Raw genomic sequence first — 16539 nt, 5'->3', positions numbered from 1 at the left:
TTGAATTCGAGGGCAGGATAGCGCGATTCAGCCTGTGTGGACAGGTCAGGCAAGCAGTCGGTTTTCGACCCTTCCCATATGCAGCATCAGGCCAAAGCCAAGGGTGCTCATGGTCAATATGCCCAAAGCCAACGGGGTGATCGAACCATCGAACAGAAGCCCGACCGGCGCTGCAATCGCGGCCGCGAGAACAGTTGAGATCGACCCGATTACCGAGGCCGCCATGCCCGCGATATGCCCCATCGGCTCCATCGCGATGGCGTTCAGGTTGCCCAAGGTCATGCCAGCCATGAAGAACAACGTCGTCTGCCAGAAAACGAACAGCGCAAAGGACGCGTCCGGCGAAAGGTCGGTTTGGTTCAACAAGATGATCGTCGTTGTGATCGCGATCTGTCCACCCAGCGCCCAGGTCACGATGCGGCGCATGCCAAGCCGGACCACAACCGCAGCGTTCAGCAGGCTTGCCGAACCCGACAGCAGCGCCACGAACCCGAACCAGAACGGAAAGCTCTCGGCGCGGTCATGGATTACGTCATACACTGGCTGCACCATCGTCAGCATGGTGAACAGCAGACCCATGCACAGCGTTTGCACCGCGATCGAAATGCGCACGGTGGGATGTGTCATCATTTCACGCACGGCAGAGATCATAAGCGGCAGGCGGAACGGACGACGATTTTCCGGGGCCAGTGACTCGGGCAGGCGCAACGTCATCCAAATGATGATGAGCACGGCAAACAGGATGAACGAGACGAAGATTCCGCGCCATCCAACGAGTGCGATCACACCCGCGCCCAGCATTGGGGCCGCAGCCGGAACCAGCGTAAAGATCAGCATAGCAATCGAAATGATCCGCGCCATTTCGCGCCCTGCATAAAGGTCGCGAATGATGGCCATTGCGACGACGCGCGGGCCTGCCGCACCAAGGCCCTGCGCAACGCGAGCGGCCAGTACCAATTCCAGCGAGGAACTGGCCCATGCCACCGCCGAGGCCAGAATATAAAGCGCGGCACCACCATAGATGACCGGTTTGCGGCCAACCGCGTCAGAAAGGGGGCCGGTAAAAAATGTCCCGATCCCCATACCCAGTACAAAAGAGGTCAGGATTAACTGCGCTTTGTTGACATCATCCGGGCTGAGCTGCGCGCCGATCTCGGGCAGCGCAGGCAACATGGAATCGATCGAAAACGCGATAGTGGCAAACATCATCGCGATCAGCGCGATGAATTCGCCGCGTGACATGTGCTTGGTCATGGGGGCTCCTTCCCAACTGCGCTATCACGGCAAGCGCGGTCGGGCTAGGTGGGAAAACGCACAGGTATATGTGCTATTCTGCGGAGGAGGCCTCAATTTGAGACATGATCTCACTGATCACTTTTGCCCATAATTCAGGAGGTTGAGCGCCTGGTACAGCATGCTGATTGGCAACGATGTAAGTTGGCACCGAGGTCACCCCCATCTCGCGAGAATGGTTGTCGCGCTTGCTGATATCTTCACGATCCGCATCGGATTTCAGCAATTTCTGCACAACGGCCGCGTCCATGCCAACACTGTCTGCGATGTCGCCCAGAACTTCATGATCGCCGATATCCCGCGCTTCGACGAAATAGGCGTTGAACAGCGCGTCAACCACCGCACTCTGTTTGCCCTCAATTCCCGCCCAATGGATCAGGCGATGGGCGTCGAGCGTGTTGGGCGTGCGCTGCATGCCGTCGAAATCGATCTTGAGACCGGCGTTTTCGGCATGTTCGACCACGGGCGCATAGGCGCGCACGGCACCGTCCTTGCCGCCGAACTTGCGCTCGAGGTATTCGCGGCGGTCCATTCCGTCGGCGGGCATGTCCGGGTTCAGCTGAAATGGGTGCCATTCGATAATGAACGGATGGTTGGGCACTTCGGCCAGCGCCTTGTCCAGATGGGTCTTGCCGATATAGCACCACGGGCAGATCGGGTCGGACATGATATCAAGCTTGACGGTCTGGGTCATTCGGATGGTGCCTTGAAATAGGCCGGCAGGGCCCGGCGCAGGAGTTTGCCGTTGCCTCCGGTGGGAAGCGCGGACAGGTGAACAAAGGCGCGCGGCTGTTTATAGCGCGCCAGATTTTTGGACACATAGGCGCGTAACGCTGCCTCGTCCAGTTTTTCCGGCCCGGTATAGAAGGCGGCGATGACGGATGTGTCTTGTTTGACTTCGACCGCGGCTGCGCCGACCTGCGAAATGCCAGGGTATCGGGCCAGCACCGACTCGACCTCGACCGGAGAGACGCGGTAGCCGCCGGCATTCATCATGTCATCGTCGCGGCCCAGATACGTGATCTGTCCCTCAACGGTCATTGCGCCCTGATCGCCGGTCAGGAACCAGTCGCCCTGCATTCGGCTGGCGGCCTCGCCCGGAGCGTTGAGATAGGTCAGCATCAGGCCCGGGTCGTCGCGATGTACAGCGATGGTGCCTTCCTGACTCTGCGGAACCGGTCCGTCAGGACCAAGGATTGCGACCCTTCGGCCCGGTTGTGGCTGGCCCAGTGCCTCGCTACGGGTTGGATGAGTCGGGCTCGACGAGATAAAGGTCGAGCATTCGGACATACCATAGGCTTCGTAGAGTTCGGTGCCCGTCACCCGGGTCCATTCTTCGTGCAGATGGCGAGACAGTTTCTCACCCGCGCACAACCCGTGGCGCAGATCGGGCAGGTCCGGCAGGTCTGGCCGTTGCAGTATCTTGCGGAACACACCCGGTGCGGCGGCGAATATCGTGGCTTGGTTTTCTTTCAGAAGCTCAGGCAACGCGTCCAGATCGGTACCTGGTTGCGGGATCAGGGCAGTCGCGCCGATGGCCCAGGGATCCATCAGCCCGGTTCCCAGCGTATAGGTCCAGTTGAACGCCCCAGCGTGACACAGACGATCCGAAGGGCGCAGCCCGTACCAGCCATCAACCATCATTTGCCGCGCCCATATCGCGCGATGCGCATGGGCCACCGCACGGGGTTTGCCCGAGGTGCCAGAGGTGTAGACCACATAGCCCAGCCGGTTTGGATCCCCCATCGCAAAGGCGGCAGGGGGCAAGTTCCGCATCTCGGCCAGTTGCTCCAATCCGATCTGATGCGGATGAGGTGCACAGGCTATGCCGAGGTCCCGCAGGACAGCCGTGGGCGACAGGTCGTCAATGATCCGCGCGGTTTCGGGTTCCGTCAGTTGCGATGAGGTCGGTATCGGGATAATTCCGACCGTAATGGCAGCCAGATAGGCGATTGGAAACTCGACGCCATTGCCTAGCCGCATCAACACCCGATCACCGGGTTTCAGACCCGCTTTCAGCAATCCGGTTCCGGTGCACAGAATGGCGGCCTGCAGTTTGCCATAGCTCCAGTCCTCTGACCCGCCTGCGGACAGAACCGACAAGGCCGTCTTGTCTGCCAAAGCGGGGGCATGGCGTAGGACATGCGCCGCCATGTTGAACGGGGTGGGGCAGGGATCTGGTGGGCCCTGATCGAAAATGGATAGCATGCGTCTTGGCTAGCGCGGCGGCAGCCGCGTTGCAAGCGCGTGCTGCTGGCCCTATAGAGTTGGCCATGACGACAAGTGATCCCAAATCCCTGATCCGCATCGCGCGCGACAGTGGCGAGCCTGCTCATGTCGAGCCCCTTGACCTTGGTGCGCGCGTTCGCGAACTGCGCAAGGCACGTAACTGGACGCTTGAACAGGCCGCCACGCAGGCGGGGCTGGCGCGATCAACGCTCAGCAAGATCGAAAACGGGCAAATGTCCCCAACTTATGACGCGCTGAAAAAGCTGGCGACGGGACTTGAGATTTCGGTGCCTCAACTGTTCACACAGCCGCAAAGGGGTCAGGTGCTGGGGCGCATGGCCGTGACCAAGGTGGGTGATGGTACTGCACATGCAACCGCCACCTACGAGCATGAATTGCTGGCTGAGACCCTGACCAACAAACAGATGTTGCCCTATCGTGCCCGGGTGCGCGCGCGATCAATGGACGAGTTTGAGGGATGGGTGCGCCATGATGGCGAAGAGTTTCTGTATGTGCTGACCGGTGTCGTGCGGCTTTATACGGAATATTACGAACCCGTCGAAATGCGCCGGGGCGACAGCGCTTATTATGATGCCAGCATGGGGCACAACGTCGTTTCGGTCAGCGACGAAGATGCTACAATCCTGTGGGTGACGTCACTTGCCTAAGGCCAGGTTGACTTCGCGGTTGAGCCCTTCGGTAAACAGGAAATCCTCAAGCTCTTCCCGGGCTTCGTTCACGGTCAGATGATGGCGCTCGGCCAGGTACGCCTCGAACCGCTTGCGGTCGTCTCGCATACGCGCCATGTCCTTGTCCCGCAAGTTCGGGAACCTGCGTTTCGCGCGCGCGTAGCATGCGCTCCAGTCTTGTGTCAGATCAGCCCAGTTCAGCATCTGCGAGCCTTCCTTTGGTGACGTTTCAGGATTGCTCTCCCCGGTACAAGCCTACGAATGCCTACATGTCGCAGCGCACATGACAAAATGTCGCAGGCTGAATGGGTCAGGTTTGGTAACAAAAAACCCGCTGCGGATGACCGCAACGGGCAGACGGACCAGCTTGAAAGTGAGTGGCGGTTGGTCCGTTTTTACGAAGGCTTTGAACAACGGATAACCGCTATCTGCCATGTAAAATAAGCGTTTCTTTGCCTTGAATTATTCCATTCCTTGCATGCAACGTAACCAATTACCCACGAGCCAGTAAACCCCTTGTGTCAAGTTTGTTCAAAGTCGCAGTTATTGTGGTAGAGGCAAGATTTTGAGGATCTTGCGCATTCTCATACCATGTCTTGGGCATTCGTCGACTGTGCTGATTTCCGCCGAAACCAACGCGCAGCGTACTTTACGCCACGTCACGGAGGGGTGTCTTGCGCTCAGTGGCAGCTATTTGCCTGCGACAAAGCGGATTACGACCACGCCTCCCCATCCGAGAACGAACGTTGCGGGCCGATCAACGGCTTAGTCTTCGTACCACCACATCTGCGGCATATATTCCGGCCCATCGCCGTAGATGGGCAATGTGTCCGGGAATTTTAGCTCTTTTGCATGGGCGATGCGCCCGACATCAAAACTCCAGATCGGGATAACATAGCGCCCGGCTGTCAGAACCCTGTCCAGCGCCCGCGTGGCGGCCACAAAGTCATTGGGGTCTTCCGAGGTCAGCATGGCGTCGATCAACCCGTCAACGGCGGGCGATGCCACGCCCATCAGGTTTCGTGTTCCCGGCGTATCAGCGTTCTCGCTTCCCCAGTACAGCCGTTGTTCGTTGCCCGGCGACAGAGACAGCGCGCGACGGAAATTGGTCATGTCGAAATCCAGTGCAGACGTGCGGCCCGCATATTGAGCGCTATCTACGGTTTCCGTCATCACCTGGATGCCCAAACGCTCCAGCGCGCGGGCATAAATCTCGATGGCAGTGTGATTGTCGGTGTCTCCTTGCTGCAGAAGGACCGTGATCAAAAACGGCTCGCCCTTGTCATTTCGCAGCACACCGTCCTGAATGGTCCATCCGGCCTCGGCCAGCAGTTTGGAGGCTTTGCGGATATTGGCCCGATTGCGGGCCGAACCGTCGCCCTGGGGCGGCGTATAGCCTTCGAGCGTTCCGGGCAGCAAGTCATCTGAGTAAGGTTCCAGCAATTCCCTGACGCGACCTGTAGCCGGTCCGGGCTGCATCGCCAGATCGGAGCCCGAGAAATACGAGGTGATCCGGGGCTGCGCGCCGCCGGTTATCGTGTCGTTGATGAACTCGAAATTGAAAGCCAGCGTCAGCGCTTCGCGTACGCGCCAATCGTCAAAGGGCGCTTTGCGGGTGTTCATAACAAAACCCGTCATGCCCGAGGGTTTGCGATGCGGAATCTCGGTTTTGATTACATCGCCGCGCTGGACCGCCGGAAAGCCATATTGGCCGTCCCATTTGTCAGCATTGAACTCACGTACGGCAGAAAGCTCTCCGGCTTTGAAGGCTTCGAACAGAACTGTGCCGTCGCCGTAGAACTCGATCCGCATGTCATCCAGGTTCATCGTGCCGCGCCGGAACGGGATATCGGCCCCCCAGTAATCGGGGTTGCGGCGCAGGTTCACGTATCGACCTGCCTCATAATCATCGATCACATAAGGGCCAGTTCCAACCGGGATGTCCTGCAAGGAGGCGTTGGCAAAATCCTTACCCTCCCACTGAGCTTTTTGCAGGATCGGGCGCAGGCCCGCGATCAGAGCAAGCTCACGATCTTCTTCGTTAAAGGTAATCCGGACGCTGCGCGGTCCGGTTTGTTCGATACTGTCGATCTTGCCCCACAGCCCGCGATACCGAATATGGCCTTCGGTTCCAAGCGTCTCATATGACCAGATGACGTCCTCGACGGTGACCGGGCTGCCATCCGAGAATCGGGCGTTTTCGCGCAGAGTAAATTCGACCCACGAGCGGTCCGGCGCGGTCTCAACCGATTCGGCTAACAACCCGTAAAGAGTGAAAGGTTCGTCCCAGGACCGCCCCATCAGCCCTTCATGCGTCCAAAACCGCAACTGCCAGGGCGAGGTGCCTTTCTGAACAAAGGGGTTCAGACTGTCATACCCTCCGGTATTGCCAAAGACGACCTTGCCGCCCTTTGGAGCATCCGGGTTGGCATAGGGTAGGGACACAAAATCCGGTGGTAGGGCCGGGTCGCCATACATAGCTATGCCATGGGCCGAATCTGCATGGGCAGTCGAGGCCAGAAAAATTGCGGCGATTCCCGCGATCAGACGCTGTGCGGGGCGTGAATAAAGGGGGCGCATTTTGGAAACAATCCTGCTCTGGCCTTATTTTGTTGGGATTCACCGTAGCCATGATTTTTCATATTATCAAACTTTTAGCTTGGATGACGGCACGGAATTGCTTATAAAGGTTGCACTGCTCGATAGGTTTCTTGCCTGTATGAAACCTGCCTCAATAACTTAACGCCCGCTTCGCGCGGGCGTTTTTTTTGGTTCAGGCGGCCCCTGCGTAAGCTGGCAAGTCAAGGTGATGTTTCCCCGTTTTCTTTGCAGGTGCAGCATGGCACTGTGTCGACAAACCTGACTCTGTAGGAGAGACAAGATGAGCCTGACGGGAAAAACTGCAATCATCACCGGATCCAATTCCGGCATCGGCTTGGGTGTCGCGCGTGAATTGGCCAAGGCGGGGGCCGACGTGGTGCTGAATTCCTTTACCGATCGGGATGAGGATCACGCCCTTGCCGCCGAAATTGCCAAAGAGACCGGCACCAACGCGCGCTATATCAAGGCGGATATGTCCATGGGCGATGAGTGCCGCGCGCTGATCGAACAGGCGGGGGCCTGCGACATATTGGTGAACAATGCAGGTATCCAGCATGTCTCGCCCATCGATCAGTTCCCGGTCGAAAAATGGGATGCGATTATCGCGATCAACATGAACTCGGCCTATCACACTATGGCGGCAGCTTTGCCGAAAATGCGCACCGCCGGGTGGGGGCGTGTGGTCAACATCGCTTCGGCGCACGGGCTGACGGCTTCGCCCTACAAGGCCGCCTATGTGGCGGCGAAGCACGGTGTTGTGGGTATGACCAAGACTGTGGCGCTGGAAACCGCGCAAGAGCCGATTACGGTGAACGCGATCTGCCCAGGCTATGTGCTGACGCCACTGGTCGAGGCGCAAATCCCAGACACGATGAAGGAATACGATATGAGCCGCGAGGACGTCATCAAAAACGTCATGCTGGAACGGCAGCCATCCAAGGCATTTGCGACGGTCGAGCAACTGGGCGGAACCACAGTGTTCCTGTGCTCGGACGCAGCGGCGCAGATTACTGGAACAACGATCTCGGTCGATGGTGGTTGGACGGCGTTGTGAGGTTGCTTGGGGGCGCTGCCCCCAAACCCCCGGAGTATTTGGGAAAAGATGAAGGGGCATGGCCATGAAACGGATCAATCTGGCATTGCAGGGTGGCGGCGCGCATGGCGCATTTACTTGGGGTGTGCTGGACCGGCTTCTGGATGAAGAGGATATCGAGGTTGCGGCGATTACCGGAACCTCGGCCGGGGCGTTGAACGGCGCAGCGTTCAAATCGGGCATGGTGCGCGCCGGGCGCGAGGGCGCGCGCGAAACACTGAACGGGTTGTGGAAACGTATGGGCGCAGTAGGCGATATGCGCATTGCCCACTGGATGCGCGGGCTTGAGCCGGCGCATATTGCGCAGGCGATCGAGTATTCGGTGCCGTTTTCCATGGCGGATGCGTGGTCGCGGCTGGTTTCGCCCTATGCTTATGGTCCGTTTTACCGCAATCCGCTTGAGCCGGTCGTGGACAACTTCAATTTCGACGAAATTTGCGCCGACGATGGCCCGGGGCTGTTTGTGTGCGCCACCTGCGTGCGCAGCGGCAAGATCCGGGTGTTTACAGGTCACGAGATTTCGACCGATGCCATTCTGGCTTCGGCCTGCTTGCCCAATCTGTTTCAGGCCGTTGAAATCCATGACCCGAAATCGGGGCGAAAAGAAGCCTATTGGGATGGCGGCTACACCGGGAACCCGGCGCTTTACCCTCTGTTTGGGGGCGGCTTGCCCGATGACGTAGTGATCGTGAATATCAACCCGCTGGAACGGGATGAGGTGCCCAAGACCCCTCAGCAAATCCAGAACCGTATCAACGAGATCAGCTTCAACTCGTCGCTGTTTCGCGAGTTGCGTGCGATCAGTTTTGTCCAACGACTGTTGCAGGAGGGCAAGTTGAAAGCGGGCGAGATGAGCCGCGTTCTGGTTCACATGATCGCGGATGATGAACTGATGAACGACTTGTCCGCGGCCACCAAAACGGTACCAAATCCAGTCATTCTGAACCGGCTGAAACAGGCAGGGCAGGCGGCAGCGCATCAATTTCTACGCGACCACAAATCTGATCTGGGTCAGCGAAGTACCGTCGACCTGCCAACGATGTTTGGCTGATCATTCAGGCGGTTGCGTCGGGTCTTTGTCATTGGGGTAGACAAGACCCGCCGAGATCACCAGTTTGGCGGCGTCTTCGATCGACATGTCCAGCAGGATCACATCTTCGGCCGGAAAGAACAGCAGAAAGCCGGATGTCGGGTTGGGCGTTGTCGGGACAAAGACGCTCAGCAATTCGCCCCCTGTTTCGGCGCGTTCGCTCACCTCACCCCGGGCCGTGGTTGAGACAAAACCGATGGCCCAGATGCCCCGGCGCGGATATTGGATCAGGCAGGCCTTTTCGAACGAACGCTCGGTCTGTGCAAAGACGGTTTCAGAAATCTGCTTGATCCCGGAATAGACCGACCGGACAACCGGCATGCGATCCACAAGGCTTTCCGCGAAATGGATCAGCGACCGGCCAAGAATGCCCTTGGCGATCCAGCCAACGATGACCGTGAAGATCAAGAAAATGACAACGCCGACGCCGCGCAGGTTTATGCCGACATATTCCTGCGGCTGAAAGCGTTGCGGTACCAGCGGTAGAACCGCGCTATCGATCCACCCTACAACCGACCAGATCAGCCAGACGGTCAGCCAGACGGGCGCGATGACGACGATCCCGGTCAGAAACGACGCGCGTAGACCGGCGAACAGCCCGGGCCGGCGATTGGGTTCTTCGTCAAACGGTGTGTTCATGGCTGTGCTGAGCAGGCGATCCTGAGTGGTTTGCGGAATTAGTTAATCAGTCCGGGCGCTTGGTACAATAGGGCAGCGTCATGCCTTGTCTTTGACCAGAGCGATGGCGATCGACGCCGCCAGCCGCGCATTGTTGCGAACCAGCGCAATATTTGCGGTTAACGAGCGGCCTTGGGTCTGCTCGTAGATCCGTTGCAGCAGATAGGGCGTCACACCTTTGCCAGTGATCCGATGGGTGTCTGCGTCGCGCTGCGCGGCGGCGATGATCGGGGCAAGCTCTTCGGCCGGGATCTGGTCCGCCGTGGGGATCGGGTTGGCCACAAGCTGCCCGCCTGGCAATCCAAGCGCACGCCGGGTTGCGTGGGCTTTTGCGATTTCGTCGGCGCTGTCCATGCGCAGGGGCGCGGCAAAGGGGGATTTCGCAGACCAGAAGGCGGGAAACTCATCCTGCCCGTGGGCGATGACGGGCACGCCGAGGGTCTCCAGCACCTCAAGGGTTTTCGCCAGGTCGAGAATCGCCTTGGCCCCAGCGGCCACCACCGTCACCGGAGTTTGTGCCAGTTCGTGCAGGTCGGCAGAGATGTCGAACGAGGTCTCGGCCCCCTGATGTACACCGCCGATCCCGCCGGTGGCGAAGACGTCGATGCCAGCGTACTGCGCTGCGATCATGGTTGCCGCCACAGTGGTGGCACCAGTGCCACCGGTCGCCATGCAGGCAGCCATGTCGGCGCGCGACAGTTTGGCGACGCCCTGGGCCTGACCCAGTGCGCTCAATTCGTCCGGCTCAAGACCCACATGCAGCTTGCCTTTGATCACGGCCATCGTCGCCGGAACCGCACCGGCGTCGCGGATATCCTGTTCGACCTGTGCCGCGACCTCGATATTCTGAGGGTAGGGCATGCCGTGGGTGATGATTGTGCTTTCCAACGCGACAATGGGTTGACCTGTCTCTTTTGCAGTCTGGACCTCGGTGGAATATTGGATGTCGATCACAGGGGAGTATCTCCGGAAACATAGGTGGCCGCGGCCTTTAGGGCGCGGGTGAGTGCGGTTTCATCGTCTGCACCGCTGGTCTCGGCAGCAATATGGGCCGCCATGAAAGTATCGCCCGCGCCGGTCACGCGCGTGACCAGTACGGATGGAGGCGTTTGCGTCAGGATGCCCGAGGCCGATCCAATGGTGGCGGAATTTCCGCCATCTGTGACCAACACCCGCAGCGCACCACGATCCAGCAGCCCCTTGGCGGCAGACGCAGAATCGGCGAATTCGCTCCGGCACAGCAACCCGGCTTCTTCCAGGTTGACGTATAGCGTTGCGCGGGCGTGTTTGAGGAAGGGCAGCAGCCGTTCGGCCTTGCCCGGTGACGCGGGGGCAACCCGCAAGTCGGCGCGGGCAAAGGCGGGGCTTTGGGCAATCTCTTCCAGCAGGTCCAGCGTCAGGTTTCCGTCCAGCGCGATCGGGCCTTCGTAAGGCGTGTTTTCATATCCCAAGGGGCCCTGCATCAGCGGGCGCAGGATCTTGGACGCCGCAGCCTCAAGCGAGTGGGCATCCGCGATAGCCGCGATCAGACCATTGGCCCCTTCGACTGCCATGTAGCGGTCAGTCGGCAGGTCTTGCGAGCGATAGATATGGTCCGTCACCAACCCGAGCCGTACACAGGCATGCACCAGTTCATCGCCTTCAGGATCGCGGCCGACTGCAGTTAGCAGCGTCGGGGTCATCCCAAAACGCACCAGCGTCATCGCGATGTTCAGGGCGACCCCGCCCGGCAGGCGCGTGATCCGCCCGGGCACATCCGATCCCTGCCGCATGGCACTGGCCGAACGTCCGATCACGTCCCACAGGACCGAGCCGATACACAGGATATCACTGTTCTGGTTCATGCCGAACTCATGCCGCAGCCCTGACGTGGGTGCAAGGGTTAACGCTCACATCGCGTCCGACAGTGTCTTGAGTGCGGCCAGCGGGTCATCCTGTGACCAGATTTCCTGACCGATGCCGAAGAAATCGGTGAACGGGGCGATGGTGCTGATCAGGTCCGCGCTTAGCCCGCCTTCGGCCACCACGGGAACCTCGATCATTTCGGACCACCATTGAAACAGGTCCTGTTCCGCACATGTGCCGTCGCCCAGCGACGCCGCTCCGACAGGGCCGAATGCGACATAGTCCGCACCAGCCTCACCCGCGGTCATGCCGTCATGGCTGGACGCGCCGCAAAAGCTGCCGACGATCGCATCTGCGCCCAGTTCTTTGCGCGCCGCCCGGACCGAGCGTGCGGCGTCATCCAAATGCACCCCGTCCAGCCCCAAACGCTGCGCCAGCAGAACATGGTTCGAAATCACCAGCGCCACGTCGCGCGCATGCGCCACCTCTCGGCAGACATCCGCAGCGCGTGAGATCGCATCTTCGTCGCTGCCGGCCAGCGCCAGGCGAATGCAGGCGATATCGGCCCCGTCCAGTACACGGGCCAACTGATCGGGAAAGGTGCTTAGCGCGATGGTTGGTGGAGTAATCAGGTAAATCTGCGGCTGCTCGGGGGTGTCCATTGGCGCATCCTTCGGCTTTTGGTCTTTGGCGGGGTTTAGCGGATTGCGGCAGGGAAGCAAACTTTATTGCCAGCCCAGCCGGTATTGGCGGACGGAACCGGCAGCGGCGCCTTGCCCTTCCGCCAAGCGGCTATTAGAGCAGGCGGAACTTTCGGAGTAAGCCATGCCCAGCGATAAATCCCAACCGTCCTTCGTGCTTGTGCGCCCGCAGATGGGTGAGAACATCGGTGCCGCCGCGCGAGCAATGTGGAATTTCGGTCTGGACCGGATGCGGATCGTTGCGCCTCGGGACGGATGGCCGAACCCCAGGGCTGTGGCGATGTCCAGCGGGGCCGGGCGTTTGCTGGACGAGGCGCAGTTGTTCGACGATCTCGCCGGATCGCTTGCCGACAGCACCTTTGTCTTTGCCACCACGGCGCGCCAGCGCGGCCTGACAAAGCCCGTTTACAGCCCAGAACGCGCCATGCAGCTGGCCGCCGAGAAGGTCGCGGCGGGCGAGAATGTCTCGGTTCTCTTCGGGCCAGAACGGGCCGGGCTGGAGAACGAGGATATTGCCAAGGCAAATGCGATCATCTCGGTGCCGGTGAACCCAGAATACGCCTCGCTCAATCTTGGGCAGTGCGTGCTGCTGACCGCCTATGAGTGGATGCGACAGACCGGAGACGTGGTGCACGAGGCCACCGATTTGGGCAAAGGTGACTGGGCCACAGGTATCGAGGTCGAGAAATTGGTCGAACACTATGAAGACCGGCTGGAACAGGCTGGGTTCTTCTACCCGCCTGAAAAAGCCGAAGGCATGAAGACCAATCTGCGCAACCTGTGGTCGCGGATGCGGATGACGCGGGCGGACGTACAAATGCTCCATGGGATCATGCGGCAGATGGTCCGCTGGAAGGAGAAGGGCTGAGGGTGGACCTCGGCGTCCCTTCACCCTAGCTTGCGACGAAATCCAAGGCACAAGAGGACAGCATGAGCGGTAAGCGCAGCATCTTCGAAGACGTCTCAGACACGGAAAAACAACAGAGCATTCAGCCGGGTATGATTGATCGCGGGCGTGGTGGCGCGCGGTCGGCCATTCGCGTCTGGCTGATGATCCTGTTTGCGCTGGTCGTCGTCATGATAGCCGTTGGCGGCCTGACCCGCCTGACCGACAGCGGTCTTTCGATAACCGAATGGCGGCCGATCACCGGGGCCATCCCGCCGATGACCGAGGCCGACTGGCAGGCCGAATTCGAGAAATACCGCCAGATCGACCAATGGCGCATTCAGAACCAGTGGATGGAGTTGGATGATTTCAAATTCATCTACTGGTGGGAATGGGGCCACCGCCAACTGGGTCGCGTGATCGGTTTGATCTGGGCTGTTGGATTCTTTGGTTTTCTGGTTGCTCGGAAGATCCCGACAGGCTGGACCGGAAAGTTGTTGATCCCCGGCATCTTGGGCGGCGTTCAAGGTGCTGTCGGCTGGTGGATGGTTGCTTCGGGCGTTACGCAGGGTGAGGGCATGATTGCCGTCGCCAGCTATCGGTTGGCCGTGCATCTGGGGCTGGCCTTCGTCATTCTCGGCTTCTTGGCCTGGTATATCTTTGAATTGGGCCGGCAAGAGCGTGACCTGATGCAGGCCCGTCGCGCGAAAGAGGCGCGGCTGTTCTCGCTCTCGACCGGGCTGCTGCATTTCACCTTTTTGCAAATACTCATCGGCGCCATGGTCGCCGGGATCGACGCCGGGCGGTCTTACACCGACTGGCCCCTGATCGGCGGGCAGTTGCTGCCGCCCGATGCCACCGCGTTAGAGCCGATCTGGCGCAACTACTTTGAAAGCCCGGGTCTGGTACAGTTCATCCACCGCTGCGTTGGCTATCTGCTGTTCGCCTTTGCCGTCGTGGTCTGGCGGCGTGGCAGCACCAGCGCGCACCCGCAAACGCGGTTCGCTTTCAACGCCGCCTTTGCTGCGATTTCCGTGCAGGTGGTCATTGGCATCCTGACCGTGGTCTATGGCGCACCGTGGCAAATCGCGATCGTCCATCAGTTCCTGGCCGTCGTAGTCTGGACCTTGATCCTGCGCGCGCGCTTTCTGACCGCCTATCCAATCGCAACCTCGATCCGTGGAGCATGATCCAGATGACAGCTTTTGACGACCTGATGGCCTATCAGCGCGAAACCTCGGCCCTGGGGCAGATTGCCGGACGCCTCGGTTGGGATCAGGAAACGGTGATGCCGCGCGGCGCCGCGCCGCAACGGGCCGAAGAGATGGCAGCCATCGAGGCGGTCCTGCATTCCCGCCGTGCAAACAAACAAGTGGCAGAGTGGCTTGATCAGGCAGCCCCGCAGGACGAGGTTGGCAAGGCACAGCTACGGGAAATCCGCCGGGCCTATGATCGTGCCGTAAAAGTTCCAGCCGACCTGGCAACGGCGATTGCCCGAGTGACCTCGGCTGCGCAGGGGAAATGGGCGCAGGCACGCGCGGATGAGGATGTTTCGGCCTTCCTGCCGGTGCTGCAAGAGGTCGTATCTCTGAAGCGGCAAGAGGGTGAAGCGCTGGCCCAGGGTGGCAACATCTACGACGCCATGGTCGAGGACTACGAGCCCCATACGACCGGCGCGCAAATTGCCGGGATCTTCGACGAAATGCGCCCGCGACTGGTCAATCTGCGCGCAGCCGTTCTGGATCGCCCGGAACCACCGGCGCTGAGCGGCAGATTCGATGCACAAGACCAGATGCGTCTATCGCAGAAACTGGCGGTTGCCTTCGGTTATGACCTAGACCGGGGGCGGGTGGACAAGGCGGTGCATCCGTTCAGCTCGGGCAGCGGGTCCGATGTGCGTATCACCACACGCACCGCCGAGGATGACCCGTTCAACTGCATCTATTCGACCATACACGAGGTCGGCCACGCCGCCTACGAACAGGGTATCGACGCGGCCTATGCGCTGACCCCGTTGGGGCGCGGCGTGTCGATGGGGGTTCACGAAAGCCAGAGCCGGATCTACGAGAACCAACTCGGCCGCTCGCGCGCGTTCACGGGCTGGCTATTTACCCGGATGACCGAGGTATTCGGCGATTTCGGAATCGCCGATGCAGATACGTTCTACGCGACGGTAAACCGCGTCCATAACGGCTATATCCGGACCGAGGCGGACGAGGTGCAATACAACCTCCACATCATGCTGCGCTTCGATCTTGAGCGCGCGCTGATGGCAGGTGATTTGCAGGTCGGCGATCTGGAAGCTGCCTGGAATGATCGGTTTGAGGCGGATTTCGGATACCCCGTCGACAAGCCTTCGAATGGTTGTTTGCAGGACGTGCATTGGTCGGTCGGCCTGTTCGGCTACTTCCCGACCTATTCTCTGGGCAACGTCTATGCAGGGTGTTTGTATCAGGCGCTGCGGGTAGCTGTGCCTGATCTGGACCAGCAACTGGCCCAAGGCGATACGAGCGGGGCAACAGGCTGGTTGCGCGAGAATCTGCAACAACATGGAGGGCTGTATGCCCCCCGTGAAACCATCCAGCGCGCAAGCGGAATGGAGCCGGGTCCGGAACCATTGTTGGTGTATTTGGAACAGAAATTTGGGTCACTATACGGACTTTAGCGCTGCGGCTGTTGAAGGGATCAGCGAGGCCGATTTAGTTTGACGATCGATCCGGTTGAAAATTGTGCAATGTCTGCAATGAGTGCCTGAGCGGGCATTGGTTCTGTTCTCGCTTAGCATGGTAAAAGTTGCCTAATCGAAACCAAAGTGCGACAGTTTTTGAGCAGCGGATGGGGCTACCTACTATGATCTCCGATGTTTCTTTTGTTTCCAAAGTGCCTGACGTGGCGGCATTCGAGGAGTTGTTGCTCGACTATTACAGCGTCGTCCTTAAGGCGTTTGAAGCTGCCGGTGGACCAGTCCTGGCACCCGAAGATTTGGCACGCAGTTCTATCGACCATCTTGATGAGATGCTGCCACCAGATGGGCGTCTGGCATTGGCTCGTGACCAAGATGGGCAACTACTGGGCTGCGGTGCAATGCGGCTGATCAGGCAGGACGCCGTCGAAATGAAACGCATGTTTGTCAGGCCTGAAGTACAAGGACAGGGACTTGGGAGACGTCTGTTCGAGATGCGCATTGCAGAAGCCAAGGCCATGGGGTGTCGAACAATTTTCGTGGATACAGCTAGAGGCAATCGTTCAATGCTCTCAATGTATGAGAAACACGGTTTTCAATACATTCCGCGCTATCCTGAAAACGCGAACCCACCCGAGTTCGAACCCTATTTGGTCTATATGAAGTACGACTTGTGATCGCCGACTGACTATCCCCAACCTCCGACCTTCTGGCGTAATCAGTGCACTACCAGTGCTCTCAAAAGTCAGCT

Annotated in this window: 16 protein-coding genes; 7 read left to right on the top strand and 9 right to left on the bottom strand. The window is 59.4% G+C overall.

Annotated features, from left to right (window positions below; all coding sequences use genetic code 11):
• Positions 1-45: 45 nt before the first annotated feature.
• From ACR0JA_RS03665 to ACR0JA_RS03655, 3 genes are all read right to left on the bottom strand, one after another.
• Positions 46-1254: a multidrug effflux MFS transporter gene (locus ACR0JA_RS03665; RefSeq protein ID WP_480570123.1), complete on the bottom strand. Its 1209-nt coding sequence runs from the start codon at positions 1252-1254 to the stop codon at positions 46-48.
• 73 nt (positions 1255-1327) lie between these two features.
• Complete coding sequence (locus ACR0JA_RS03660) at positions 1328-1987, bottom strand: DsbA family oxidoreductase (protein ID WP_480570120.1); 660 nt, start codon at positions 1985-1987, stop codon at positions 1328-1330.
• Positions 1984-3501, bottom strand: a complete 1518-nt coding sequence (locus tag ACR0JA_RS03655) for a class I adenylate-forming enzyme family protein (protein WP_480570117.1) — start codon at positions 3499-3501, stop codon at positions 1984-1986. The genes ACR0JA_RS03660 and ACR0JA_RS03655 overlap by 4 nt, the downstream gene beginning before the upstream one ends.
• A gap of 65 nt (positions 3502-3566) precedes the next feature.
• Between ACR0JA_RS03655 and ACR0JA_RS03650 the strand changes: the two genes are divergently transcribed.
• Positions 3567-4190: a helix-turn-helix domain-containing protein gene (locus ACR0JA_RS03650; RefSeq protein WP_480570115.1), complete on the top strand. Its 624-nt coding sequence runs from the start codon at positions 3567-3569 to the stop codon at positions 4188-4190.
• On the opposite strand, the gene ACR0JA_RS03645 is transcribed toward ACR0JA_RS03650, so the two are convergent.
• Both ACR0JA_RS03645 and ACR0JA_RS03640 read right to left on the bottom strand, forming a co-directional pair.
• Positions 4179-4415: a hypothetical protein gene (locus ACR0JA_RS03645; RefSeq protein WP_480570112.1), complete on the bottom strand. Its 237-nt coding sequence runs from the start codon at positions 4413-4415 to the stop codon at positions 4179-4181. The genes ACR0JA_RS03650 and ACR0JA_RS03645 overlap by 12 nt on opposite strands.
• Before the next feature lie 561 nt (positions 4416-4976).
• Positions 4977-6791, bottom strand: coding sequence for an extracellular solute-binding protein (locus ACR0JA_RS03640; protein ID WP_480570109.1), 1815 nt, complete (start codon positions 6789-6791; stop codon positions 4977-4979).
• Between the two features lie 301 nt (positions 6792-7092).
• Between ACR0JA_RS03640 and ACR0JA_RS03635 the strand changes: the two genes are divergently transcribed.
• Positions 7093-7866, top strand: a complete 774-nt coding sequence (locus ACR0JA_RS03635) for a 3-hydroxybutyrate dehydrogenase (protein ID WP_480570105.1) — start codon at positions 7093-7095, stop codon at positions 7864-7866.
• Between the two features lie 64 nt (positions 7867-7930).
• Positions 7931-8956 carry a patatin-like phospholipase family protein gene (locus ACR0JA_RS03630; RefSeq protein ID WP_480570102.1) on the top strand — a complete coding sequence of 342 codons (1026 nt, stop codon included), beginning with the start codon at positions 7931-7933 and terminating at the stop codon, positions 8954-8956.
• Here the strand turns inward: ACR0JA_RS03630 and ACR0JA_RS03625 are convergent, their stop codons facing one another.
• The 4 genes from ACR0JA_RS03625 to ACR0JA_RS03610 all read right to left on the bottom strand — a co-directional run bounded on the left by ACR0JA_RS03625 (position 8957) and on the right by ACR0JA_RS03610 (position 12180).
• Entirely contained in the window at positions 8957-9634 is a 678-nt protein-coding gene (locus ACR0JA_RS03625; RefSeq protein WP_480570100.1) for a DUF502 domain-containing protein, read from the bottom strand. It abuts the gene before it with no gap.
• 78 nt (positions 9635-9712) lie between these two features.
• A complete protein-coding gene (locus ACR0JA_RS03620) occupies positions 9713-10627 on the bottom strand; it encodes a pseudouridine-5'-phosphate glycosidase (protein WP_480570097.1) in 915 nt (304 codons plus the stop codon).
• A complete protein-coding gene (locus ACR0JA_RS03615) occupies positions 10624-11517 on the bottom strand; it encodes a PfkB family carbohydrate kinase (protein WP_480570094.1) in 894 nt (297 codons plus the stop codon). Before ACR0JA_RS03615 ends, ACR0JA_RS03620 begins: the two co-directional genes overlap by 4 nt.
• Before the next feature lie 45 nt (positions 11518-11562).
• Positions 11563-12180: a thiamine phosphate synthase gene (locus ACR0JA_RS03610; RefSeq protein WP_480570091.1), complete on the bottom strand. Its 618-nt coding sequence runs from the start codon at positions 12178-12180 to the stop codon at positions 11563-11565.
• 163 nt (positions 12181-12343) lie between these two features.
• Between ACR0JA_RS03610 and ACR0JA_RS03605 the strand changes: the two genes are divergently transcribed.
• The 4 genes from ACR0JA_RS03605 to ACR0JA_RS03590 all read left to right on the top strand — a co-directional run bounded on the left by ACR0JA_RS03605 (position 12344) and on the right by ACR0JA_RS03590 (position 16465).
• Positions 12344-13087, top strand: coding sequence for an RNA methyltransferase (locus ACR0JA_RS03605; RefSeq protein ID WP_480570088.1), 744 nt, complete (start codon positions 12344-12346; stop codon positions 13085-13087).
• A 62-nt stretch (positions 13088-13149) separates the two neighbouring features.
• Positions 13150-14295 (top strand): heme A synthase, encoded by a 1146-nt coding sequence (gene ctaA, locus ACR0JA_RS03600; RefSeq protein ID WP_480570086.1) that lies wholly within the window; start codon positions 13150-13152, stop codon positions 14293-14295.
• 5 nt (positions 14296-14300) lie between these two features.
• Positions 14301-15770, top strand: coding sequence for a carboxypeptidase M32 (locus ACR0JA_RS03595; protein ID WP_480570083.1), 1470 nt, complete (start codon positions 14301-14303; stop codon positions 15768-15770).
• 185 nt (positions 15771-15955) lie between these two features.
• Positions 15956-16465, top strand: a complete 510-nt coding sequence (locus ACR0JA_RS03590) for a GNAT family N-acetyltransferase (protein ID WP_480570080.1) — start codon at positions 15956-15958, stop codon at positions 16463-16465.
• Positions 16466-16539 lie beyond the last annotated feature (74 nt).

It is taken from the genome of Ruegeria sp. AM4, assembly GCF_056540665.1.
The sequence above is the reverse complement of the archived record's forward strand: the minus strand, read 5'-3'. Positions and strand labels throughout refer to the sequence as shown.